Source organism: Paenibacillus sp. YN15, assembly GCF_003285005.1.
In the GTDB taxonomy this organism is placed as follows: Bacteria; Bacillota; Bacilli; order Paenibacillales; family NBRC-103111; genus Paenibacillus_AR.
Window position 1 is genome coordinate 116450 of sequence record NZ_QMFA01000001.1, and the last position, 14941, is coordinate 131390.

Sequence of the window (14941 nt, forward strand, 5' to 3'; positions counted from 1 at the left end):
GTGAGTTCATATAACTCTACTATTTTAGCATAAATTGAACCGGTTGATAATAGGACGCCGCTTCCTTGGATTCCTCTGGCCTCCAGCGGGTTTACTTGTTATGGCTTTGTCATGGAGGCGTCGCGCCGCATGAATCATGGACGGCACAATTCTGTTGGCGTACAATATGGGCATGTCTAATACGGAAGGTGAACCAACATGACGGATTATCGGCGCAAAGGGGAATGGCTGGAGCTGTCCGCCGCCCATATGGAGCTCCCCAACGACGAATGGCTGGCTGCTATTGCAGCCCGCTCCGGTCTTCCCCCCGTGTTCCTGCAGAAGCTGGAGCGGGACGGCGGTGTGGAGAGGCAAGCCGGCAAGCTCCGGCTTCGCCTTTTTCCCCGGGAAACGGCACAGCTTGCAGGGGAATACGCCGATGTGCAGATTGTCCATGAGGATGATTTTTGCCTGGTGGCCATGAAGCCTGCGGGAATGGCTGTGCACCCTTCGGAGCCGGGGCAGGGAGGCACCCTGGACCACGCGGTGGCCTATTATTATGAAACAACCGGACAATACTGCAAGCTCCGGCATATTCACAGGCTGGACAACGATACTACGGGATTGGTCCTGTATGCCAAAAACGACTTTGCCCAGCAGATACTGGACCGGGCCATGCGGGAAAAGGCCATTCGCCGCACGTATTGGGCTATTGCCCAGGGGCGGCTGGTGCCGCCTGCCGGGATCATTGACCGTCCCATCGGCAAGGACCGCCATCATGCCAAACGGCGGCGGGTATCTCCAGGCGGCGCGCCCGCCCGTACCCGCTACCAAACCGTGGAGAAGGCGCGGGGAGCGGCATTGGTGGAGCTGGAGCTGGAAACAGGGCGGACCCACCAAATTCGCGTGCATCTGCAGCATGCGGGGGCGCCGCTGGTGGGGGATGCTCTGTATGGAGGTTCGACCAGGCTTTTCCACAGGCAGGCGCTTCATGGCTATAAGCTGGAGTTTGCCCACCCCTGGTCCGGAGAGCATATGGAGCTGACAGCGGCCATGCCCGAGGAGATGGCGGTGCTGTGGAGCAAGCTTCAAGCAGGAGCCCTGCCCTGACAACGATCCCCCAAAACAATCCCCCAAAAGTGACGAGAAGCTCCGAAGGGAAATCTGTCCGGCATGTATTTTCACAGAAAAGATGGCATGGCGGGCGGAATCCTCCCATATATTGAATAGAGAAACGGCTTGTTTTGAACAAGCATTCTTGGTATTCAAGAAGGGAGGAATGACTGTGGCAGATCAGCAATCGGGACTCAGATTCGATATTTATGAACGCGTGCACCTATCCGAGGACACCGCAGCAGTCAAGGAATTGGACGAGGTGGAGCTGGTTCCCCATATACAGGTGTATACGGAGGAGGAGCAGGCGCTCCTGAAGGGGCATTTGTACCTGACGGGGCTGTACGAAGGAACGGAGGGCGAAGCGAAGCGTACACTGGAGCATCTGATTCCCGTGGAGATTACGCTGCCGCTGAACCGGATTCAGGATGTCAGCCAGGTATCGGTGAATATCGATAACTTCGATGTGGACATCTTGTCGCCGCGCAGCCTGAATGTGACAGGAGTGCTTACGCTGCACGGTATTGAAATGCTGTCTCTCCCGGATTCGGCTTGGGATGAGGAAGAGGAGACCATCTTTGTTCATGAAGCGCCCCGGTACAGCGTGCCGGAGCTTCCGGAAGCCTCTGTCCCTGCAGATCCGGCCCTGGTTTATGCCGAGGAAGAGATAGTTCAGGAGCCCGCTTATGCATGGGCGCCGTTCCAGCGGAAGCCGGAGGAGGCGTATCGGGCAGAAGAAACGGTGTCCGAGCCGGTATCGGAGCCTGCCGAGAATGCTCCTGCGGAAGAGGCGGAGGTTTATTTTGACGCGACGGAAAATGTGGAGCTTCCCGAATGGACGCAAGCCGCGGCGGAGAACGAACCGCTTAACGAAGCCCCGGCGCAGCTGCCCGCTTCGGAGGAGCCTGCCGAGGCCGATGTCCAGGAGGAGAAGAAGGAGCTGAAGATTGCCTTCAACAGCAAAGCTCCCTCCGCGGATACCTCATATCACCTGCAGTCGCTGATACATAAAAGCCCGCATGACTACCGGGCTGAACTGCCGGTGGAAGAGGAGCCCTCTCCGACCCCGCGCACGGACGCACTGGAGTGGAAACGGCTGTTTTCCCGGAGTCAGGAGGAAGAGCGCCGCGTCCGCCAGCTGAAGGTCTGCATTGTCCAGAAGGAAGAGACACTGGAGGATATTGCTTCCCGTTACGGACTGAATCCCAAGGAGCTTCAACTGTATAACCGGCTTCCGGATACCGAGATTACCGAAGGCAAAACACTCCTGATTCCGGTGTGACCCATACGAACGCAGGAAGAAAAAGCAAGAGCCATCCGGGCCGGCAACGGTCCAATGGCTCTTTTTCTGCTGCGGTATTGGTTGGAGAAATGATCTTTGGAGGGATGGTTTTCGGGGGCACCCCCAAAAGTACCCGGAATAAGCTGCAACGCTTTTGCTTCACTTTTGGGGGAATGTTGTTAGTACACTTGAAACAGGAAACCCAGATAGAATAAAAATAAGGCAAACAGGAGAAACACATCCACCGGATTGGGAAACAGCAGCGTCCGGACAAACTGGATACAGATCAGCGGGAACATGACCGCCCGGATGGTATACCGGGTCCGCCACCACCACCGCTCAATTTTTCGCCACCATTGCTGCATGAATTGCCTCCACTCCCTTTCAGCCTGGTCTACCATCAACTTATGACAAGGGCTGTCCGGGATATGCAGGAAATTTCCATGCGGCCAAAATTAGACGGATTTTTTTTAAGCCTCGGAATGTCTAAACGAAAGGCAGATGGTTATTCCCGCACAAACGCTCCGTACATAAATTCCTTCAGCTGCTCTTTCTTGGAGGGGGGCGCCACCACCTGCTCCATCAGCTCCACCGCCCGGTCTACGCAAAGGCCTTGCACAACCAGGGAATACTCCTGGCAGCCGGATGCCTCAATAAAAGCCTCGTAATCCCCGGTTCGCTGCAAAAATTCCTCCCAATCCAACTCGCCGCGGTAATATTGCTGGAAGAAGCGGAAGTCCCATTCATCGCTTAAGGATAGCAAGTATAATACCGGCAAGGTTTTGCGCTTCAGGAGAACATCGTTTTTTTGGCCTAAACGGGTAATGTCCCGGAGGTCATTCTGAATTTGGTGAATCAGTCCTGCGCAATCCGCCAGGTCCAATAACAGCTCCCTCTGCCGGCCTCCGGCGCCCGCCGCGGCGCATCCCAGATGCACCATCAGCTGAAAAACGGAGCCGGATTTCTCCTGCACCAGCTGGAGATATTCATCCGGGGTTTCCGCCGCGTTCCGGATGTCCAGGAATTGGCCCTGCAAGGAGCGGGAGATGATCCTGCCTGCTTCAGCAATGTCCGCAGACGGCAAGCCGCAGGCGCCCAGCCCGCCGGTAAAGCACATCATCAGCGCCACAACGCCGTTCAGCGCGTGGGCCGCGGGGCATTGCATCCACAGCTTGTCCGATTGGTCCTGGTCCTGAAGATCGTCCATAATATCCGAAGCCAGTACAGCCAGCTCCGCTGCCGCGGCAATGCCTTCAATCTGCGGGCAGCTCCCCTCCAGCAGACTATGAACGCAGCGGACAATGTCCGACCAGGAGCCCCGTTCCTTTGCTTTTTCCGCCACGAAGGACAGCAGCAGTTCCTGAAACTCTCCGGCATAAGGCTGCGACCGGATGATGCGCTCCATTTCCAAAGCAGTATCCTGATTCATGGGGATTTCGGCCCTTTTACCAAAAATGCCTCAATAGCCTCCAACCGGTTTTTGACCCCCATCTTCTCGAAAATCCGCTTCATATAATTATCTACAGTACGCCGGCTCATGTGGATGTTGTCGGCGATTTGGTCGTAGGTGGCGCCTTTTAAGAGCATGTTCATAATGTCCAGCTCCTCCTGATCCAGCTTGGAATGGGGATCGTTCAGATGATGGTTGCCCAAACGAAGCTGATGATAAATGGGCATGGGCAGCATCGTGTGGTTATCCAGCACGCACCAGACCATATTCCGGATGGTGCGGATGCCGGATTCCTTGGACAGCACGCCGCTCACCCCGGCTTCCACCAGCTGATCGTAGAATTCCATATAGTCCACGCCGGTGAAAATAATGATATGAATGTGCGGATGGCTGGCTTTGATTACTTTGGTCAGCTCGGTTCCGGTTGTATCCGGCAGCTGGTAATCCAGGAAGATCAGCCCCGGGTCATGCACCTGGACCTGCTCCAGGCAGTCCGCTCCTGTTCCAACAACACTTACCACGTCAATTTCCCCTGTTTTGTGAAGCATGTCCCGTGTAGCATGAGCAAGCAGGGGATGGTCGTCAACGACCAGTGCTTTGATGGTTGAGTCCATTGTCCGGCACCTCCCGCATAGGTATGGAAATCGAAATTTTAATGCCTGATCCGGGCTTGTTGCGAAGCTCCATGGAGCCGCGCAGGAGCAGCACCCGGCCTTTCATCTGCTCCATGCCTGTTCCCGATCCGCCAATCTCCGGCAGGTGGCTCCCCATTGATTGCATGCCCACCCCGTCGTCCTCGTAAATAAGCTGAAATTCCCGGGGGGCGGCTCCCAACCGGAAGCTGACCCTGGAGGCATGGGAATGCTTCCTCGCATTGTTCAACAGCTCCTGGATGATCCGCAGGAGATGCCGCTTGGTGCTCAAAGGCTCCTGCTCCACCCGGCCTGTATTGCTGCCCGGCTCGAAGTGGATGTCGAAAGGAGCGGTATACGCCTCCTTATCCAGATACTGCCGAAGGGTCGGCACCAGCCCGATCTCCCGGAGCAGGTGGGGATTCAGCTCGAAGCAGCTTTGCCGCAGGCCGGCATTGATCAAATCCACAAACTTCAGCATGTTGTCCAGATGCTCCTTATCCTCCTGATTCAGCGCATACTTTTCCATCAGAGTGGAAAGGCGGCGTTTTAAGAAGAACAGATCCTGCATAGTGGTATCGTGAAGATCCGAGGCTATCCGGACCCGTTCTTCCTCCTGCAGCTCGAACATCACCTTGCGGAACCATTGGAACTCTGCAGCGGACGTATCGTCGGAAAAACGGGAGGACAGGTCCTGCAGCTTGTTGGTCAATGTCCGAATCAGGTGGATATTCTCCAGGCTCACCTCCAGGTAGGAGGTGATGAGTCCCAACCACTGCTGTTCTTCGCGGCTTAGCAGGACGTTGGTGCGTTTTCTGGTCATCACCAGATAATTGGTGGCTTCCTCCGTGCGGCTGATTTCGAGACAGGTATAATGCGGGCTGGAGAGAAGCACCCCTTCCTCCAAAAGCGCCTCCATCTCCTCGATATTCACCTCGCCTGCCCCGATAATCTCCATGCTGTCAGGGTATTGGCAAATGATCGCTCCGCCCTGAACCTCCAACGTCTGGACGATATCCGCCAGAAAAATATCCTTCATTTCCCGCATGGTGGAGACCGTGCTGAGGTTCTTGGAAATTTTCCGCAAAGAGGTGTTCAGCATGTTCTTCCTGGGAAAGAAGACCGGCTCCAGCCGGGTAGTCAGATATTCCGTAGAATAGAGCATGGTGGACAGCATCAGTATGGAGCCCAGGAACACGAAGATGATCTCTTCCTTGCCGACGGTGCGGAAGAATATGGCGGAATACAGCCCGGTGAACAGCGAGGCGGGCACAAGCGCCAGCAGGCAGCCGAACAGGAAACGTCTGACCACCAGCCCAATGTCGTAAAGCTGGTCGGAGGCGATCAGATAGGCGAAGGAGGCCGGGAAGAACAGCATGAACAAGCTGGTGTAAATGGCATCGATCAGCGAATAGCCGATGGTCATGGCGGGCACAAACGACAGGCATATAATCGGCAGAAAGGAAACCAGCAAGGACATCCCGATAAACTTGATGACGGTAGACAGACTGGAACCGTCCCGCCCGTGCCGGACATACATATAGCTTAACAGGGCAAGATTGCAGAGAGAGCCGATGATAAAAAACAACTGAATCAGAATTTTGCTGAATTGATAAAAAAGGATGGTCTGCGGTGACAGCATGGTGACAATTTGAAACAGCAGAATGGCGCACACGCCGGGATAGGCTATTTTCAGCATCAGCTTGGATAAACGGATATTGCTCTTTTCCTCAAAAAAGACAAGCAGGAAGTGCAGGAACAGGATTGGCAAAAGCGCCGTCAAGCTGCCGATCAGCGCTTTGCCGATATAATCTCCCCGGACGGAAGCGCCCAGACTCATATAGACGAAAGCGCCGCACAGAAACACCAGCATCAATAGCTGCGTCGACTTGTACCGGGGCATCTTGAACCGGATCATACCGGCGATAATAAGACAAATGGCCTCTTCAAACAAGGGAATATAATCGAACAAAGGAACAGCACGGGATTTCACCGTCGCTTCCATTTCTTGCCCGTCCCGCTGAATCAGCAGGTGGCGGGCTTGCTCAACATTGCTCCAATCCTGCACCGTATGGTACAAATGAGGCTCCATATGATCGATCTCCAGCACCTGGTCCCCCACCTTAAGGCCCAGCTTGATGCCGTTTCCGTCCTCATTCAAAGACTTGATTCGCCATTCCCGGCTGCTATTTTGCTCAAGCTCGATGCCCCAATAGGGATATTTAACGACCAGGGTGAAGGTCCATATTTGCGCAAACAAAAAGAATGACAAAAAAACCGCTCCAAAAATAAAGCCCTTCTTCTTCATCGGGAACACCCATTTCTAAAAGAGCCAGCCCTCTATCAAAAAGACTCTTTTCGACGATAACTGGTACTAGAATCTTGGTATAATTTTACCAAACCGTTAAAGAATTGTACATCGGCTGATTGGAGCTGGGGGGCAATTCTTTTTTTGTTGGAGTGAAAGTAGGTTTAAAACAACTAAGCCTAGCTAATGCGAATATGTTCACCAAACAAAATGACAAACGGCAAACATATGGTCATTCCCCTATTTTGGTGAGGAGGATAAACTGGTGGTAGCATGTATTCTACCATAAAGGAGCGCGGACATGTCGAAGAAACCGAACATTCTGCTTATTACCTCCGATCAGCAGCATTGGAATACCATCGGAGCCTTCAATCCGGAGATTCAAACTCCCAATCTGGACCGTCTCGCACGGGAAGGGACCACCTTCACCCGGGCGTATTGCCCGAATCCCACCTGCACCCCGTCACGGGCCTCCATTATTACCGGTCTGTACCCGAGCCAGCACGGCGCCTGGACCTTGGGGACCAAGCTGCTGGAGGACCGCCATACGGTAGGAGAGGATTTTGCGGAGGCAGGCTACCGGACCGGACTTATCGGAAAGGCCCATTTCCAGCCCTTGAAATCCACGGAGGAGTACCCCTCCCTTGAAGCTTATCCGGTTCTCCAGGACCTGGACTATTGGCGCCAATATAAGGATAACTTCTACGGCTTCGACCATGTGGAGCTGGCCCGCAACCATACGAATGAGGCTCATGTCGGCCAGCATTATGCCCTTTGGATGGAGGAGCAGGGCTGCTCCAACTGGAGGGATTATTTCCTGCCGCCGACGGGCACTATGGATTCCGCAGTCAAGCATAAGTGGCCGATACCCGAAGAATACCATTATGACAAATGGATCGCCGAGCGCACCAATGCCATGCTGGAGGAGCACAAGAGGAATGACGAGCCCTTCTTCCTGTGGGCCAGCTTCTTCGACCCCCATCCGGAGTATCTGGTTCCCGAGCCTTGGGACACGCTGTATGATCCGGATAAGCTCACCATTCCGACGGTAACACCGGGCGAGCACGACCGCAATCCGCCCCACTTCCGGCTGACCCAGGAGGAGAATCCCGATTTTGATTATCTGCGGGAAACGGGGCAGGGAATCCACGGTTATCATTCCCATGTCAATCTCTCCATGGAGGAGCGCAAGCGGTTAGTGGCCACTTATTATGGCATGACAACCCTGATGGACAAATATATCGGACGTATCCTGGATAAGGTGGATGAGTTGGGGCTGGCGGATAACACGGTTGTGGTATTTACCACGGATCACGGGCATTTCTTCGGCCAGCACGGTCTTCAACACAAGGGAGGCTTCCACTATGAGGATTTGATCAAGCTGCCGTTTATCGTCCGTTACCCGGACCATGTCCCTGCGGGGCACACCAGCCATGCAATCCAATCCTTGGTTGACCTGGCGCCGACCTTCTTGTCCCTGGCCGGAATCCCCGTACCCCACTACATGACGGGGGTGGATCAGAGCAAGGTGTGGCTGGGAGAAGCCTCCCAGGCCCGGGACCATGCTATCTGCGAGTTCAGGCATGAGCCTACCACCATCCATCAGAAAACCTATGTTGACCAGCGTTATAAGATTACCGTCTACTACAATCAGACATACGGGGAAATTTTCGACCTACAGGAGGACCCTGGAGAATTGAACAACCTGTGGGACGACCCTGAGGCCGCAGGACTCAAGACGGAGCTGCTGCTCAAGTATGTCTGGGCGGAGCTGGGCAAGGAATCCATGCCTATGCCGAGAATTTGGCATGCTTGATAAAAGAAAGACGGTCTGCTTATAAATATCCGTCAACAGGAAAGAACCGTCCGTGCTTCGGCAGCCGGGCGGTTTTCGTCTGTTCTGACCCGCCGGCAGCCGGTGGTCAGATGGAGCTGTTTTTTCTGTAGCCGCTGGGTGAAATGCCATATTGCTTCGTAAATGCCCTGGTAAAGGAATACAAGTCGGAATATCCGATGGTGGATGATATTTCCGTTACGCTAAGAGCCGTTTCCCGGAGCAGCTGGGCGCCCTTGGAAAGCCGGAGGCGCTGCAGATAATGAAGAGGGGAGATGCCGAAGTGCTCCGTGAAGGAAGTGGAGAAATGGGAGCGTTGAACCCCCGCATGTCTGACGGCGTCGGCTACGGTAATGCCCTCCATATAATGGAGGTTGATATATTCCCGGCTCCGGTGAAGCCAATCCTGAGCGGGCCGTTTGCCCAACAGCGGGCGGGAGCTGGCTGTTCTTCGGGACAGGTGCTCAAACAACCGAAGCAGCAGGATCAGCTCCTGAAGATCATGTCCGGTTCTGCGTTCCTGACCGGCGAGGCTGTCGTTGCCGCCCGCTTCGGATTCGTATAGGCGGAACAGACACCGGAGAATGAAGGCCAGCTTGTCATCCAGCGCCTGGCGGACATAAGGCTGCTCCCGGGTAAATCCGGCGCGGGCTATAAGCTCCGGGAGCTGCATTCCGTCCAATGCCAGCCAGTTCATACGAAGGGGCCGGGCGGGATCGGCGATGGAATACCGGTAGGTGATATGAGGCATAAGACAGAACAGATCGCCCTGATTCAAGGTAACGGAATGACTCCCGTATTGCAGCAGCACGGAGCCCTCCTGGACAACGTGAATGCTGAAATGCTCAATTTGACGGGGACCGATGTTGTACGAAGGCTTGGCCAGGTTATAGCCGGCCCGGAGGGCCATAACCCCCACGGCCTTCTGCAGGGAAGCCGGCATCAGCAGGAGGTGGCAGACATATTCATGTTCTTTTTCGGCCATGTGGCGCAATTGCTGCAAAGCCTCTCCTCCTCGCGCTGTTTTCTGCTAACATTATAAGATAAGCCGACTCGGACATAAAGAGAATACTTTTGCTATGGCCCGATTTGGTGTATGCTGATCATGAAGATGATGAAAGCGTTTTAACGAAAGGGGGTGTACGTCCATGAAGTTGTTTTCCATCAAGAGACTGGTTTCCCCCACTGTCAGCATTCAAGGGAAAATCTTTGTCGCGTTCAGTCTGGTTACGCTGATTGGGATCGTTGCCGTGACGAGCATCGTCTATTTGTACATGAGGGAGACGGTCAAGAACAATGCTATCACCTCAGTCCAGGATAGTATCCGGCAGGCGGATGAATCCGTCAATCTGCGGCTGGAGGAAATCAGCCGGTTGAATACGGTTGTCGTGACCAACCAGACAGTGCTCCAAACTCTGCAAAGCGAGACGGTAGAACCCAGCTACGATTGGTTCCAGGAGCAGAAGCGGCTTGAGGAGTTTCTATCCGCCGTGATCGCCTACAAGTCCTTTATTACCAGGGTGGCCGTCGTTGGATTGAACGGAAAGGTGTTCTTCGTAGGCTCTCCATGGCTGGACAGGAGTGTTCTCCATACTCCAGTAATGGATGCTTTGCTTCACAATGAATCGGGGCAGGCCTATTATCATCAGACGAGCTTCGGCAGCTCCATTGTGACCGGCCGCGAGATCCGCTATAACCGGAAGACACTGGGCATCGTCATGTTCGATCTGAATGATGATTTCATCAGAAAGACCTATGATGTCAAGCCTACATCGGACAGTATGATATATGTAGTGGACGAGAAAAACGAGTTCATTTATCAGCCCCCTTCAAGCGGGCTGGATCAGGAAGCGGTCATCCAATTGAACCGCGAGCTGGAGGGTGGCAATACATCTTTTGAACGGGACATAAATAAGAAGTCCTATCTTGTGGTCAGCCGAAAATCAGCTTATACAGGATGGTCCACGCTGGCGCTTGTTCCCATGGAATCCCTGCTCAGCGAAACGGTAAAGATCCGCAAGGTGCTGGTTACCGTAGCCATCATCGTGTTTTTGATCATCGTCATTGTGACCTCGCAGGTCTCCTCCCGAATAACAAGGAACATCCGCAAGCTCCGGTCCATGATGATGCGGGTCATGGAGGGAAATTTAACGCTGCCTCCCGGAGAGATTTATTCCAAGGATGAGATTGGCCATCTCTATCTGGTCTTCAAACGTATGGTGGAGGAGCTGAAGCGGCTGCTCGAAGGAATCATGACCACCGAACGGGAGAAGCGGGAAGCGGAGCTGGCCGTCCTGCAGGCTCAAATCCGCCCTCATTTCCTTTATAACTCGCTGAATACGGTCAAATATCTGGCCAAGCTGAATGGGGTGCCCAACATTGTGGAGGTATCCGAGTCATTGATCGAGCTTATGCGCGGGGTGCTGGGCCATACCAATGAATATCTCACCCTGGGGGAGGAGCTGCAGTATGTCCGCAGCTATGTTACCATCGAGAAATACAAATATGTGGAGCCCCTTCGTTTGGAGATAGAGGTTGCGGACCAAGAGCTGCTGCAATGCAAGGTTCTCAAGCTTATGCTGCAGCCCATCGTAGAGAATGCCATCATTCATGGGATCGCAGCCTCGGAGCAAGACGGACGGGTGACGGTGCGAATCTACAAGGAGAACGGGGAACTGCGGATCGATGTCCGGGATAACGGCCAAGGGATGACCCAAGAGCAGATGGATGCTCTGTTGGAAGTGAAAAAGGACCAGGATAACACCCGGTTCAGCGGCATGGGAGTCCGTAACGTGCACGAACGCATCGTTCGGCTGTACGGGGAGCGTTACGGCGTGTTCCTCGACAGTGAGCTTGGCGCATATACCAATGTGCAGATCCGGTTTCCGCTTCTGCCGGACCTGGGGTTAAAGATACAGGGGGAATGAGAGATGTTCGAGGTATTGTTGGTGGATGACGAGGCCCTGGCGCGCAACGACCTGAAGGGGATGCTGGATTGGGAAAAGCATGGATTTACCGTATGTGGCGAAGCGCATAACGGTGCTGCGGCACTGTCCATAATGGAGCGGCATCCGCCGCATATTGTGTTCATCGATGTGAGCATGCCGGTCATGAACGGCGTGGAATTAAGCCGGTTGATCCGGGAGCGGTTTCCCCGGGTCAAGATGATCATGCTGAGCAGCTTCGACGATTACGACTACGTCAGGACTTGCCTGAAGAACGGGGCGATGGATTACCTGCTTAAGCACCGTTTGGATGCGGCTGCTCTTCTGTCGCTTCTGACGAAAGCGGCCCAGGACCTGCAGTCGGAGGAGCGGGAGCTGGAGGCCCGGAGCGCCCAAACCCAAATGATCGAACGTCTGATTCCCGCCATTCACCGCGAGCATGTAGCCAATCTGGCCAGAAATATGCAGGATGCCGGAGCGAAGCTGGAGGTTTATGCGCGGGACAAGCAGCTTTACGCAGATTCAGTTTTGTTTGGAACCGCGGCTGTGCAAATCGTTCCGTTCCATGTGTTGACAGAGTCCTTATCCGATGTGGAAAAGAACCGGCTTGTGCAGCAGGCAACGGATGTGATGCAGATGGCGGTGGGCGACATTCAGCAGAGGACGGTGGCTTATGTGGGTGAGGGGCGGTTCATCATCCTCTTCTCTTCCGCGGAACGCAGCGAACACGCGGCTTCCAGTCAAATCAATCACCTCTTGAGCAGCCTGTCCCATTCTCTTGAGAAATTCCTGAATATGAAATGCTTTTTCGCCATCGGCTCCCTATGCGGCAATCTGAAGCAGTTGGCTATGAGCTACAGTAAAGCCGATAAGGAAATCAACGACAGGCTCTACCAAGGCTTGAACCCCTCCAAACTCAGGGAGTCTCTGCTGGTGGATGAGCACAAACAATTGCTTCTTTTTCTGGAGCAGTTGGACGGGGAAAGGACAAGCCGGGTGATCTCCGGCGTCTTCGCAACAGTAAAGGACCATCCCGTCTATTCCATGCCGGTTCAATTCATCGTATGCGAACTGCTGCGTATTGCGGAAATGGCCGCGAGGCGGTTTGCTTCCCCTGCATTCATGGAAGATCAAGAGCTTGTTCCTTCACGAAGCGGGCTTGGGCGGCTGGGAAGCGTGGCCGAGGTCGAGGAATGGATTTTGGCCGCCTATGCGCGAATTCTCGAAACGCTCAAAAAGCATCATGGGGCAGGACCCTATTCCCGGCATATAGCCAAGGCTGTGCAATACATAACGGAGCATTATGCCTCCGACATTTCCCTGGAAATGACAGCAAGCGCCCTGAGCCTGAATCCATCCTATTTAAGCAGGCTGTTCAAAGAGGAGACGCAGATGACGTTTACGGAATATTTGACACGAATCCGGATCAAAACAAGCTGCGTGCTCATGGAATCCGGCCCTTATTCGTTGAAGGAGATCAGCGGCCAGGTAGGATTTTCGAATTACACTTACTTTTTTCGAGTATTTAAGTCCATTACCGGAATGACACCCCAGGCGTACATGGACAATTTGAAACCGTCAAAGAAGTAGAATGAAAAGTCAAATATGTGGAACCTCCGGTTTCAAAACTTGAAATATAATAAGATCAACCCTTAGAAAACGCTTACTTTGCAACTGGGAAATAGTCTTCTTGATACCAAAGCCATTCGGAGGGTGAAAACTACTTGATCGGAGGAACGGATAAATGAAAAGAAAATGGGGGGCAATATTACTTTCTACCATGCTTATCTCCAGCGTGGCGCTTGCCGCATGCAGCTCGGAAACCGCAAACCAGGACAAGGGAAACACGACGAAAGCGGACGATACGAAGGGTGTGGCTGCAACCGGGTTTCCTATCGTGCAGGAGCCGCTTAAGCTGAAGATTTTCACCCGGATTGCGCCAAGCAACGGGCCCTTCAAGGATATGCCGGTGTTCCAGGAATATGAGAAAATGAGCAATATTCAGATTGAATGGATCGAAGCCCCGACGGATGGGTTCAATGAGAAAAAGAACCTGTTGTTCGCCTCCAATGAGCTTCCCGACGCCCTCTACCGCTCGGCCATTACTCCTTTGGAAGCCGTTCGCTATGGCTCCGGCGGCCAATTGATTCCTCTTGAGAAGCTGATTGAGACCCACGCCCCGAACTTGAAAAAGCTGATGGAGGAGTATCCCGAAATCCGTTCCGCCATTACCACGCCTGAGGGACATATCTACGCTATCCCGGGTATTGTGACCGTCGGCTCCGCCCGGACCGACAAGAAATGGATCAATCAGGAATGGCTGAACAAGCTGAATCTGAAGGTTCCGGAGACGACAGACGAGCTGTATGAAGTGCTGAAGGCATTCCGGGATCAGGACCCCAACGGCAATGGCAAAAAAGACGAGCTCCCGATGACCGCGCGCAGCGCATCGCTTATCCCGACAATAGCCGGTTCCTTCGGGCTGGATTTCCAATTGGGCTACAACATTAACCTGGAAAACGACAAGGTCAATATCTGGATGGGCAGTGAGCGAAACAAGGAAATGCTGATGTATCTGAATAAGCTGTATTCGGAAAAGCTGCTGGACCCGGAGATTTATACCCAGAAGGAAGCCCAATACCTGACCAAGCAGGGTTCGGGCAACACCGGATTATTCTTTGACCAGACCAACAACCCTATGCTGGACGGCAAGGTGGAAAAGCAATATGTGGGCATCGCTCCGTTGAAAGGGCCGCACGGCGACCGGCTTCAGCTGGCAGCTCCCGTACCGAGAGACTTCGGGGCCTTTGCCATCACTTCGGTGAATAAGAACCCGGAAGCGACCATGCGTTGGATCGATTATTTTTATAGCGACGAAGGCTCCACTTTGCTTCGTTTCGGCCGTCTCGGCGAGAATTACGAATTGCGCGACGGAATCCCCTATTACACAGATAGCTTCCTGGCCACCGGCAACCAATCCAAGATTACCCCTTATGCCGGCGGCGGGGCACCGCATATTATCAGCGAGAAGGTAGCTTCGTTTATCAATCCTCCGCAGGTTCAGGAAGCCCAGAAGAAGCTGGACCCGTACATGCCGAAGATTCGTTATGCAGCGCCTATGTTCGATGAAGCAACGGCGCAAAAAGTGAATGTGCTGCGCAACGACATCGATAAATATTACGACGAGCAAAGCACGAAGTTTATTGCCGGAGCCCTCAGCTTCGACAAGTGGGGAGAGTTCCAGGATACGCTGAAGAAGATGAAGATCGACGAGCTGCAGAAGATCTACCAGGATGCGTACACGAGCCTTAAGAAGTAAGAATAATCCCCCAATCGTCTGTGACGTATTTCTGCAGCTTTTGGGGGAACCCCTCATAAAAATAAAGCCATACAAGCGG

General features: G+C 53.7%; 11 protein-coding genes. 6 read left to right on the plus strand and 5 right to left on the minus strand.

Translation table 11 applies throughout. The features are described 5' to 3' along the window. The first annotated feature begins 198 nt into the window (after window positions 1-198). Together DQG13_RS00465 and DQG13_RS00470 are read left to right on the plus strand one after the other, a co-directional pair. Window positions 199-1089, plus strand: a complete 891-nt coding sequence (locus tag DQG13_RS00465; protein ID WP_113017403.1) for an RluA family pseudouridine synthase — start codon at window positions 199-201, stop codon at window positions 1087-1089. Between the two features lie 175 nt (window positions 1090-1264). After that, window positions 1265-2374, plus strand: coding sequence for a LysM peptidoglycan-binding domain-containing protein (locus DQG13_RS00470; protein WP_113017404.1), 1110 nt, complete (start codon window positions 1265-1267; stop codon window positions 2372-2374). Window positions 2375-2553: 179 nt separating this feature from the next. On the opposite strand, the gene DQG13_RS00475 is transcribed toward DQG13_RS00470, so the two are convergent. The 4 genes from DQG13_RS00475 to DQG13_RS00490 all read right to left on the minus strand — a co-directional run bounded on the left by DQG13_RS00475 (window position 2554) and on the right by DQG13_RS00490 (window position 6728). Beyond that, entirely contained in the window at window positions 2554-2739 is a 186-nt protein-coding gene (locus DQG13_RS00475; RefSeq protein ID WP_113017405.1) for a hypothetical protein, read from the minus strand. Window positions 2740-2879: 140 nt separating this feature from the next. Further along, window positions 2880-3803 (minus strand): polyprenyl synthetase family protein, encoded by a 924-nt coding sequence (locus tag DQG13_RS00480; RefSeq protein WP_113017406.1) that lies wholly within the window; start codon window positions 3801-3803, stop codon window positions 2880-2882. Next, a complete protein-coding gene (locus tag DQG13_RS00485) occupies window positions 3800-4438 on the minus strand; it encodes a response regulator transcription factor (RefSeq protein ID WP_113017407.1) in 639 nt (212 codons plus the stop codon). Before DQG13_RS00485 ends, DQG13_RS00480 begins: the two co-directional genes overlap by 4 nt. Next, entirely contained in the window at window positions 4407-6728 is a 2322-nt protein-coding gene (locus DQG13_RS00490; protein WP_181592484.1) for a sensor histidine kinase, read from the minus strand. Before DQG13_RS00490 ends, DQG13_RS00485 begins: the two co-directional genes overlap by 32 nt. Before the next feature lie 337 nt (window positions 6729-7065). Here DQG13_RS00490 and DQG13_RS00495 point away from each other — a divergent pair, with 337 nt between their 5' ends. Then, on the plus strand, window positions 7066-8580 hold the full coding sequence (locus DQG13_RS00495) for a sulfatase family protein (RefSeq protein WP_113017409.1): 1515 nt from the start codon (window positions 7066-7068) through the stop codon (window positions 8578-8580). A gap of 106 nt (window positions 8581-8686) precedes the next feature. Here the strand turns inward: DQG13_RS00495 and DQG13_RS00500 are convergent, their stop codons facing one another. Further along, entirely contained in the window at window positions 8687-9601 is a 915-nt protein-coding gene (locus DQG13_RS00500) for a helix-turn-helix domain-containing protein (protein ID WP_113017410.1), read from the minus strand. A gap of 145 nt (window positions 9602-9746) precedes the next feature. On the opposite strand from DQG13_RS00500, the gene DQG13_RS00505 reads away from it, so the two are divergent. The 3 genes from DQG13_RS00505 to DQG13_RS00515 all read left to right on the plus strand — a co-directional run bounded on the left by DQG13_RS00505 (window position 9747) and on the right by DQG13_RS00515 (window position 14862). Then, a complete protein-coding gene (locus DQG13_RS00505) occupies window positions 9747-11525 on the plus strand; it encodes a sensor histidine kinase (protein WP_113017411.1) in 1779 nt (592 codons plus the stop codon). Between the two features lie 3 nt (window positions 11526-11528). Next, window positions 11529-13133, plus strand: a complete 1605-nt coding sequence (locus tag DQG13_RS00510) for a response regulator (protein WP_113017412.1) — start codon at window positions 11529-11531, stop codon at window positions 13131-13133. 154 nt (window positions 13134-13287) lie between these two features. Then, window positions 13288-14862: an extracellular solute-binding protein gene (locus DQG13_RS00515; RefSeq protein WP_113017413.1), complete on the plus strand. Its 1575-nt coding sequence runs from the start codon at window positions 13288-13290 to the stop codon at window positions 14860-14862. Window positions 14863-14941 lie beyond the last annotated feature (79 nt).

Coding starts and splice junctions, on each gene's coding strand:
- DQG13_RS00495 (WP_113017409.1), top strand. CDS start 7,066: ATGTCGAAGAAACCGAACATTCTGCTTATTACCTCCGATCAGCAGCAT.
- DQG13_RS00510 (WP_113017412.1), top strand. CDS start 11,529: ATGTTCGAGGTATTGTTGGTGGATGACGAGGCCCTGGCGCGCAACGAC.
- DQG13_RS00505 (WP_113017411.1), top strand. CDS start 9,747: ATGAAGTTGTTTTCCATCAAGAGACTGGTTTCCCCCACTGTCAGCATT.
- DQG13_RS00485 (WP_113017407.1), bottom strand. CDS start 4,438: ATGGACTCAACCATCAAAGCACTGGTCGTTGACGACCATCCCCTGCTT.
- DQG13_RS00480 (WP_113017406.1), bottom strand. CDS start 3,803: ATGAATCAGGATACTGCTTTGGAAATGGAGCGCATCATCCGGTCGCAG.
- DQG13_RS00515 (WP_113017413.1), top strand. CDS start 13,288: ATGAAAAGAAAATGGGGGGCAATATTACTTTCTACCATGCTTATCTCC.
- DQG13_RS00465 (WP_113017403.1), top strand. CDS start 199: ATGACGGATTATCGGCGCAAAGGGGAATGGCTGGAGCTGTCCGCCGCC.
- DQG13_RS00475 (WP_113017405.1), bottom strand. CDS start 2,739: ATGCAGCAATGGTGGCGAAAAATTGAGCGGTGGTGGTGGCGGACCCGG.